Genomic DNA, 2,694 nt, shown 5'->3' with positions numbered 1-2,694 from the left:
GGGACGAAGTCGTAACAAGGTAGCCGTACCGGAAGGTGCGGCTGGATCACCTCCTTTCTAAGGAGCTTCTAGCTGCTGTAAGGCAGTCAGAGCCACTACGTCGGCGAGTGTTCGACGGTGGTTTGCTCATGGGTGGAACGTTGACTATTCGGCACGGTTGCTTGGATGGGTCACTAGTACTGCTTCGGCGTGGAACGTGAGTCTGGAGAGTGGCCGGGTCGGGCGCGCTGTTGGGTGTCTGAGGGAATGAGTTTCCTTCAGTGCCGGTCCCAGTGAACTCGCCTGTGAGGGTGGGGTGGTGGGTGGCTGGTCGTTGTTTGAGAACTGCACAGTGGACGCGAGCATCTGTGGCCAAGTTTTTAAGGGCGCACGGTGGATGCCTTGGCACCAGGAACCGATGAAGGACGTGGGAGGCCGCGATAGTCCCCGGGGAGTCGTCAACCAGGCTTTGATCCGGGGGTTTCCGAATGGGGAAACCCGGCAGTCGTCATGGGCTGTCACCCGTACCTGAACTCATAGGGTATGTGGAGGGAACGAGGGGAAGTGAAACATCTCAGTACCCTCAGGAAGAGAAAACAACCGTGATTCCGGGAGTAGTGGCGAGCGAAACTGGATGAGGCTAAACCTTCGGCGTGTGAGACCCGGCAGGGGTTGCGTCGTGGGGGTTGTGGGATCTCTCTTGATCAGTCTGCCGGCTGGTCGGTGAGTCAGAAACCGTTGATGTAGACGAAGGACATGCGAAAGGTCCGGCGTAGAGGGTAAGACCCCCGTAGTTGAAATGTCAGCGGCTTGCTTGAGAGACACCCAAGTAGCACGGGGCCCGAGAAATCCTGTGTGAATCTGGCGGGACCACCCGCTAAGCCTAAATATTCCCTGGTGACCGATAGCGGATAGTACCGTGAGGGAATGGTGAAAAGTACCCCGGGAGGGGAGTGAAATAGTACCTGAAACCGTGTGCCTACAAGCCGTGGGAGCACTTTGGTGTGACTGCGTGCCTTTTGAAGAATGAGCCTGCGAGTTTGCGGTGTGTTGCGAGGTTAACCCGTGTGGGGTAGCCGTAGCGAAAGCGAGTCCGAATAGGGCGTTTGAGTAGCATGCCCAAGACCCGAAGCGGAGTGATCTAGCCATGGGCAGGTTGAAGCGGCTGTAAGAGGTCGTGGAGGACCGAACCCACCAGGGTTGAAAACCTGGGGGATGACCTGTGGTTAGGGGTGAAAGGCCAATCAAACTCCGTGATAGCTGGTTCTCCCCGAAATGCATTTAGGTGCAGCGTCGTGTGTTTCTTGCCGGAGGTAGAGCACTGGATAGGCGATGGGCCTTACCGGGTTACTGACCTTAGCCAAACTCCGAATGCCGGTAAGTGAGAGCGCGGCAGTGAGACTGTGGGGGATAAGCTCCATGGTCGAGAGGGAAACAGCCCAGAGCATCGACTAAGGCCCCTAAGCGTACGCTAAGTGGGAAAGGATGTGGAGTCGCAGAGACAACCAGGAGGTTGGCTTAGAAGCAGCCACCCTTGAAAGAGTGCGTAATAGCTCACTGGTCTAGTGATTCCGCGCCGACAATGTAGCGGGGCTCAAGCGTACCGCCGAAGTCGTGTCATTGCAGTGTGTGGGCTAACGCCTGCTGTGATGGGTAGGGGAGCGTCGTGTGCCGGGTGAAGCAGCACTGGAAGGTAGTTGTGGACGGTTCACGAGTGAGAATGCAGGCATGAGTAGCGATTCACACGTGGGAAACGTGTGCGCCGATTGACTAAGGGTTCCTGGGTCAAGCTGATCTGCCCAGGGTAAGTCGGGACCTAAGGCGAGGCCGACAGGCGTAGTCGATGGATAACCGGTTGATATTCCGGTACCCGCTGTGAAGCGTCAAACATTGAACCAGGCGATGCTAAGTCCGTGAAGCCGCCCTGATCTCTTCGGAGTTGAGGGGAGTGGTGGAGCCGACGGACCAGACTTGTAGTAGGTGAGTGATGGGGTGACGCAGGAAGGTAGTCCATCCCGGGCGGTGGTTGTCCCGGGGTAAGGGTGTAGGCCGTGCGGTAGGTAAATCCGTCGCACTTTAAGGCTGAGACCTGATGCCGAGCCGATTGTGGTGAAGTGGATGATCCTATGCTGTCGAGAAAAGCCTCTAGCGAGTTTTATGGCGGCCCGTACCCTAAACCGACTCAGGTGGTCAGGTAGAGAATACTGAGGCGTTCGGGTGAACTATGGTTAAGGAACTCGGCAAAATGCCCCCGTAACTTCGGGAGAAGGGGGGCCACGTCTGGTGATGGCATGTACTGCTTGAGCTGGGTGTGGCCGCAGAGACCAGCGAGAAGCGACTGTTTACTAAAAACACAGGTCCGTGCGAAGCCGTAAGGCGATGTATACGGACTGACGCCTGCCCGGTGCTGGAACGTTAAGGGGACCGGTTAGCTCACTTTCGGGTGGGCGAGGCTGAGAACTTAAGCGCCAGTAAACGGCGGTGGTAACTATAACCATCCTAAGGTAGCGAAATTCCTTGTCGGGTAAGTTCCGACCTGCACGAATGGCGTAACGACTTCTCGACTGTCTCAACCATAGGCCCGGTGAAATTGCACTACGAGTAAAGATGCTCGTTTCGCGCAGCAGGACGGAAAGACCCCGGGACCTTTACTACAGTTTGATATTGGTGTTCGGTTCGGCTTGTGTAGGATAGCTGGGAGACTTTGAAGCGATC

The 2,694-nt window shown here is 56.4% G+C and carries 1 rRNA gene; it reads left to right on the top strand.

The features are described from left to right. Positions 1-349: 349 nt before the first annotated feature. Positions 350-2,694, top strand: a 23S ribosomal RNA gene (locus tag ACFY2B_RS46025); the annotation flags it as partial.

The sequence above is a fragment of the Streptomyces sp. NPDC001270 genome (genome assembly GCF_042896695.1).
Lineage (GTDB): Bacteria > Actinomycetota > Actinomycetes > Streptomycetales > Streptomycetaceae > Streptomyces.
The sequence above is the reverse complement of the archived record's forward strand: the minus strand, read 5'-3'. Positions and strand labels throughout refer to the sequence as shown.